General features: G+C 35.9%; 6 protein-coding genes and 1 tRNA gene. 2 read left to right on the top strand and 5 right to left on the bottom strand.

The window, feature by feature from the left end; translation table 11 throughout:
• Positions 1 to 10: 10 nt before the first annotated feature.
• A tRNA-Asn gene (locus tag ABY285_RS04125) sits at positions 11 to 84 on the bottom strand.
• A gap of 329 nt (positions 85 to 413) precedes the next feature.
• On the opposite strand from ABY285_RS04125, the gene ABY285_RS04120 reads away from it, so the two are divergent.
• Both ABY285_RS04120 and odhB read left to right on the top strand, forming a co-directional pair.
• On the top strand, positions 414 to 3149 hold the full coding sequence (locus tag ABY285_RS04120) for a 2-oxoglutarate dehydrogenase E1 component (protein ID WP_372767304.1): 2736 nt from the start codon (positions 414 to 416) through the stop codon (positions 3147 to 3149).
• 63 nt (positions 3150 to 3212) lie between these two features.
• Positions 3213 to 4427: a 2-oxoglutarate dehydrogenase complex dihydrolipoyllysine-residue succinyltransferase gene (odhB, locus tag ABY285_RS04115; protein WP_372767302.1), complete on the top strand. Its 1215-nt coding sequence runs from the start codon at positions 3213 to 3215 to the stop codon at positions 4425 to 4427.
• Positions 4428 to 4533: 106 nt separating this feature from the next.
• Here odhB and ABY285_RS04110 read toward each other — a convergent pair whose 3' ends face one another.
• From ABY285_RS04110 to gcvH, 4 genes are all read right to left on the bottom strand, one after another.
• Positions 4534 to 4986 (bottom strand): retropepsin-like aspartic protease, encoded by a 453-nt coding sequence (locus tag ABY285_RS04110; RefSeq protein ID WP_372767300.1) that lies wholly within the window; start codon positions 4984 to 4986, stop codon positions 4534 to 4536.
• Positions 4987 to 5185: 199 nt separating this feature from the next.
• Positions 5186 to 5905 carry an energy transducer TonB gene (locus tag ABY285_RS04105; RefSeq protein ID WP_372767298.1) on the bottom strand — a complete coding sequence of 240 codons (720 nt, stop codon included), beginning with the start codon at positions 5903 to 5905 and terminating at the stop codon, positions 5186 to 5188.
• A 70-nt stretch (positions 5906 to 5975) separates the two neighbouring features.
• Entirely contained in the window at positions 5976 to 6335 is a 360-nt protein-coding gene (locus ABY285_RS04100; RefSeq protein WP_372767296.1) for a VanZ family protein, read from the bottom strand.
• Complete coding sequence (gene gcvH / locus ABY285_RS04095) at positions 6325 to 6705, bottom strand: glycine cleavage system protein GcvH (protein WP_372767294.1); 381 nt, start codon at positions 6703 to 6705, stop codon at positions 6325 to 6327. Before gcvH ends, ABY285_RS04100 begins: the two co-directional genes overlap by 11 nt.

Below are 6705 nucleotides of genomic sequence, written 5' to 3'. Positions count from 1 at the left end.
CTTCATTTTGCTCCTCCTCTTAGGCTCGAACTAAGGACCCTCTGATTAACAGTCAGATGCTCTAACCAACTGAGCTAAGGAGGAATTTATTCGCTTTTGCGAGTGCAAATATACAAGGTTTTCTTCTTTTTGCAAGAAATATTCAAAAAAATTTCTTCTTTTTATATTCTTTACCTTCATTTAAAAGCAACTTGTTGTAAATCAGCCTAAAGCAACATACTGAAATCTGCATTTATTTTAGTGGTTTCCTGTAATTTTCGACAAAAAAGTCCTTAAAAAATGATACTTTTATTAGGATTGCCCAAATATTATTAAAAATACAATAATTGTAAATTAACAAGAATTAAAACGGTGGTTTTGGTAAAAGTTGTATTTTTGACCAATCAACTAAAAAATTGACTACTAACAATACTATGGATAAATTTTCATTTTTAAATACGGTACATACGGGTTTTATAGCCGATTTGTACGACCAGTATTTGATAAATCCTGATACAATAGAGCCCAGTTGGAGAAGTTTTTTTCAAGGTTACGACTTTGCCAACGAAAAATATTCGCTGAACGGTGAGGAAGCTGTATTTGAAATTCCCGAAAACGTGTTGAAGGAATTTAAAGTGATTGACCTTATTAATGCCTATAGAACACGAGGCCATCTTTTTACAAAAACAAATCCGGTTCGCGAACGCCGCAAATATATGCCAACCCTGGCACTCGAAAATTTTGGGTTGTCTGAAAAAGATTTAGATACTGTTTTTGATGCCGGACAAATCATTGGTACAGGAAAGGCTTCATTGCGTGAAATAGTAAAACATTTAGAAACCATTTATTGCGAATCTATTGGAGTTGAATATATGTATATTCGAATTCCCGAAGAAATAAAGTGGATTCAAAAACAACTAAATAAAAATTCAAACCACCCAAATTATACGCCCGAAACTAAAAAATATGTTCTGCAAAAGTTAAATCAGGCGGTGACTTTTGAAAACTTTCTGCAAACAAAATATGTAGGCCAAAAGCGATTTTCTTTGGAAGGAGGCGAAACTTTAATTCCTGCAATTGGAGCTGTTATCAGACTTGCTGCAGAAAATTTTGGCGTTAAAGAATTTGTTTTGGGAATGGCGCACAGAGGACGTTTAAATACCTTAATAAATATTTTCAGAAAACCTATTCGCGATTTATTCAGTGAATTTGAAGGTAAAGATTTTGAAGAGGAAGATTTTGATGGCGATGTTAAATACCATTTAGGTTTAACCACCAAAAAAACATTAAAAACCGGGACAGAACTTATCATGAATTTGGTTCCAAACCCTTCGCATTTGGAAACTGTAGGTCCCGTAGTGCAAGGGATTTCTCGTGCAAAAATAGATAAGGACTACCATGGAGACAATTCAAAACTGCTTCCAATTATTGTTCATGGAGATGCCGCAATTGCAGCGCAAGGCGTTGTTTATGAAGTGATCCAAATGAGTCAGTTGGCGGGTTATTCAACCGGCGGCACCATTCATATTGTGGTGAACAACCAAATAGGGTTTACCACAAATTATTTGGACGCCAGATCAAGCACCTATTGTACGGATGTCGCAAAAATTACCTTGTCTCCTGTTTTGCACGTAAACGCCGACGATGTTGAAGCGGTTACCCATGCCATAGAATTTGCCCTTAATTTTAGAATGCAATTCAAAAGAGATATTTTTATTGACTTGCTTGGCTACCGGAAATACGGACATAACGAAGGCGATGAACCTCGTTTTACACAGCCAAAATTATATAAAGCCATTGCAAAACACCCAAATCCGAGAGATATTTACGCGCAAAAACTGATTGAAGAAGGGGTGATTGATGATGCTTTTTTAAATAATTCAATTGCTGAGTTTAAAGACTTATTGGAAGCAGAATACCTCCATTCAAAAGAGGTTGAAACTTCAAAAATACGTGAGTTTATGCAAGAAACATGGACAGACTTCACCAGAAGAGGTTTAAGCGCCATGTTGGTTTCTGAAAAAACCGCTTACCCAAAATCAAAACTGAAAGAAATCGCAAAAACGCTTTCAACCGTTCCAAAAGGCATAAAATTTTTACGCAAAGCTGAACGTATTTTGTTGGATAGGCATAATATGGTTTTTGAAAATGACAAAATAGACTGGGGAATGGGCGAAACATTGGCCTATGGAACGCTACTTCAGGAAGGATTTGACATTCGTATTTCTGGCCAGGATGTGGAACGGGGAACTTTTAGCCACCGCCACGCCATTTTACGTGATGAAATTTCAGAAGAACGCATCAACCTGTTAAATATGATTGGCGAAAATCAGGGAACAATGACTATTTTCAATTCGTTATTATCTGAATACGGTGTGCTTGGTTTTGATTATGGTTATGCCATGGCAAATCCAAATACTTTAACCATTTGGGAAGCTCAGTTTGGTGATTTCAGCAATGGAGCCCAAATTATTTTCGACCAATATTTATCAGCTGCAGAGGATAAATGGAAATTGCAAAACGGAATTGTAATTCTACTTCCGCATGGGTACGAAGGACAAGGATCTGAGCATTCTTCGGCACGAATGGAACGCTTTTTACAACTGTGCGCTATAGACAATATGATTTTGGCCGATTGTACAACACCCGCAAATTTTTACCATTTATTGCGTCGTCAAATGAAACGCGATTACAGAAAACCGCTTATCGTGTTTACGCCTAAAAGTTTGCTTCGACATCCAGCGGCAACATCAACATTGGATACGTTTTCAAATGGAAGTTTTCAGGAGGTCATTGATGACAATATTGATAAAAAAAACGTGACTAAATTAGTATTTTGCACCGGTAAATTTTATTACGATTTATTGGCCGAACGCACTGATTTAGGCAGAAATGATGTTGCTTTGGTAAGAATTGAACAATTATTTCCATTGCATTTAGAAAAATTACAACAGGTAATTGACAGCTACCCGAATGTAAAAAGATACGTTTGGGCACAGGAAGAACCTGAAAATATGGGTGCCTGGAGTTTTATGCTGCAACGCTTTAGGTTGGTGAATCTTGAAGTGGCTTCACAATCATATCATGCAGTTCCTGCCGCAGGTTCCTCAGCACGATTTAAACGAAGACACCAACGTGTAATTAATAAAGTATTTGACACTAACGAATAAAAAATCTTTAAATCTTTTCTCTGGAAAGGATTTAAGGAAGAAAAAAGATAAAAAATTAAAGAGATGATTTTAGAAATGAAAGTTCCCTCTCCGGGAGAATCTATCACAGAAGTAGAAATTGCAGCCTGGCTTGTTAAAGATGGCGATTATGTTGAAAAAGATCAGCCTATTGCCGAAGTGGATTCTGATAAAGCTACCCTTGAGCTGCCTGCCGAAGAAAGCGGCATTATTACTTTGAAGGCTGAAGAAGGCGACACCGTAACTGTTGGTTCTGTTGTTTGTTTAATTGATTTAGACGGTGAAAAACCAGCGGGCAGTGAACAGTCTTCAGTAAGCAGCGAAAAGAAAGAAGAGAAGAAAGAAGAAAAGCCTGTCGCTCCAGTTGCAGCAGAAAAAACCTACGCGAGTGGCGCAGCTTCTCCTGCAGCAAAGAAAATATTGACCGAAAAAGGAATTTCCACTTCTGAAGTTCTTGGAACCGGAAAAGATGGCAGAATCACAAAAGAAGATGCCATAGATGCAGTACCAAGTATGGGAACGCCCGCTGGCGGTTCAAGAAACAGTGAGCGCGCAAAACTTTCCATGCTTAGAAGAAAAGTAGCTGAACGTTTGGTTGCGGTAAAAAATGAAACCGCTATGCTTACCACTTTTAATGAAGTGGACATGAAACCTATTTTTGACTTAAGAAAAGACTTTAAAGATGAATTTAAGGCGAAACATAATGTTGGGTTAGGATTTATGAGTTTCTTTACCCTGGCCATTGTAAGGGCCTTAAAATTGTTTCCTGATGTGAATTCTATGCTGGATGGCGATTATAAAATTTTGCATGATTTTATGGATATTTCTATTGCAGTTTCAGGCCCAAAAGGTTTGATGGTTCCAGTAATCAGAAATGCCGAAAACCTATCTTTCAGAGGTGTAGAAAATGAAGTAAAACGTTTGGCATTAAGAGCAAGAGACGGACAAATAACTGTTGACGAAATGACCGGCGGCACCTTTACCATTACAAACGGCGGTGTTTTTGGTTCCATGTTGTCTACCCCAATCATAAACCCACCACAAAGCGGGATTTTAGGAATGCACAATATTGTTGAACGTCCTGTCGCTATTAAAGGTGAGGTCGTAATCAGACCAATTATGTTTGTTGCCTTGTCTTATGACCACAGAGTTATTGACGGAAGGGAATCTGTAGGATTTTTGGTTGCCGTTAAAGAAGCACTGGAAAACCCAATTGAAATTTTAATGGATAACAATCCCAAAAAAGCATTGGAGCTTTAAGATTATCTAAACAGATTATTTTAAAAAACCGAGCAAATTGCTCGGTTTTTTTATGCCTTTTAATCATAATTCTGAATGTGAACAGTATTGTAATATAAGATTCCAACTAAAATTTATACACCAACTTTTTTAGGTACAAACATTTCTTTTCGTAGTTTATTATGGCATTCCCCTTTTCTAAAATATCTGCACCTATAATCCCATCAACAGCTTCGGCGTGATGTTCTGTCAACGCTGTATTTACATGGTTTAAATCGAGCAATACAACCGTGAAATTTTGATATTTCCATTGCTTAATTTCAATTTTATTTCTAGAAGAAATTTTAGTCTCCATACCAATCGCACCTGCTCCAGCCGCTTTTGTGGCGGAATCTTTCACTTCTAACTTAAATTTTTCGGCTAAATTGATGTCGATACATGAATTTGAAGCTCCAGTATCTAAAATAAATCGGCCCTTTACGTCATTCAAGTTCAATTTTAGTTCAAAATGATTGGTGTTTATCTTTTTGAGTTTTATTTTGGCATATCCTTTTCTTAAAAGAATGTTATTAAATTCCATCTATATTTTATTTATGGCAAATTTACCGTTTTTTTATAAGAGAATAAACTGCTTTAAGAAACCCGGATATAAACCGAATAATTCAAAATCAGAAAGGGCTTTTAAGGTTTTTTTAAAGCACCTTAAATTCAAAAATGAAACAAAAAAAATACTGCCTCTAAATAAAGACAGTATTTTCAAAATATTTTTAAGGTATTATTTACTCTACTTTAAATGCAATAGGCAAACTGTATTTTACACCAACTGCACGACCTCGTTGTTTACCAGGAATCATTTTAGGCAATGTCTCAATAACTCTAATTGCTTCTTGTTCCAACCTCTTGTGTGGTGCTCTTGCTTGAATGTCTGTAATGTTTCCCGTTTTATCAATTTTAAACATTACGAATATTTTTTTAACACCGGGTGTTAATCCTAAATCTGATGCCAAATCCGCATTAAATTTACGATTCACATGCTGAGCGATTTTATCTTGCAAACATTCTTTTAATTCTGCTTTTGAACCTTTACATCCTGGATATACCGGCACATCTTCAATAATTGCAAAAGGGACATCCTCCATAATATCTTCATCCATATTTACCTCAACAATTTTCGTGATTTCAACCGCTTCATCTTCATTGGATTCAGTAGATTTAATTACTGTTTCCTCAATTTCCTTTTCGTCTTCAACAACTTTTATAATATCTGGTATTGGTGGCGGCGGTGCCTTTTGCTCAGGCGGTTTCACTTGTTCTATTTCTATAGTTTGCTCTTCATCCTGCATATTGTAATTTGCTGGTCCAAGCGAGGATATAACTCTATCATAGGTCTTTTTTTCAATGGCTAAATACACTATTAAAAGTGCCAATACCAAACCTAACAGCATGAACAATTTGGTATAATTCTCTAAATTCGCTTTCGGATTCTTTTTGACTTTCATCTGTAAATTTTTTATTGGTTGCTAATTTAATAATTTAAATATATTATACAAGTATAATTTTTAAATCATGTCACTTTTTTTTCAAAACAATGGCAAAAAATAGCGTTGCCATTGTTATACCCGCTAAATTAGCAAAAGCATCATAGAAATCTGCTTGCCTGCTATAGGTAAATACACCTTGTAAAATCTCAATAATTATGCCATAAATAAAAACAGCTAATGCTACTAAAACAAGTGATTTCCACAAATAAGTTTTTGGCCTAAAGGCTAATAACCAGCTTATTGTTAAAAGACAATAGCCAGAAGCGTGCAAAATTTTATCTGAAATTTGCACGCCTATCTCTAAACCCTTTTTAAGAGAAATTAAACTTCCAACTGTAATTGCAGTTGTTAAAAGTACAGCAACGTAAAAAAAATAATTACGCCCCAATCAATTCTCCATATGCTGCAGCCGACAATAGTTCCTTGATTTGAGAAGCATCTGAAATCGAAATTTTAACCATCCATCCTTCTCCGTATGGATCTGTATTCACTTTTTCCGGTTCGTCAGCCAAGGCTTCATTAATTTCAATTATTTCCCCTGTTATAGGCATAAATAAGTCAGAAACTGTTTTTACGGCTTCAACCGATCCAAAGACTTCTTCTTTTTCTATAGTTTCATTTAAAGTATCAACATCAACATAAACGATATCACCCAATTCGCTTTGTGCGAAATGTGTTACGCCAATTGTTGCCGTGTCGCCTTCAATTTTAACCCATTCATGGTCTTTAGTGTATTTTAAATCTGCTGGAATGTTCAT

Origin of the sequence: Lutibacter sp. (assembly GCF_041555395.1) — a bacterium.
Classification (GTDB): Bacteria; Bacteroidota; Bacteroidia; order Flavobacteriales; family Flavobacteriaceae; genus Lutibacter.
The sequence above is the reverse complement of the archived record's forward strand: the minus strand, read 5'-3'. Positions and strand labels throughout refer to the sequence as shown.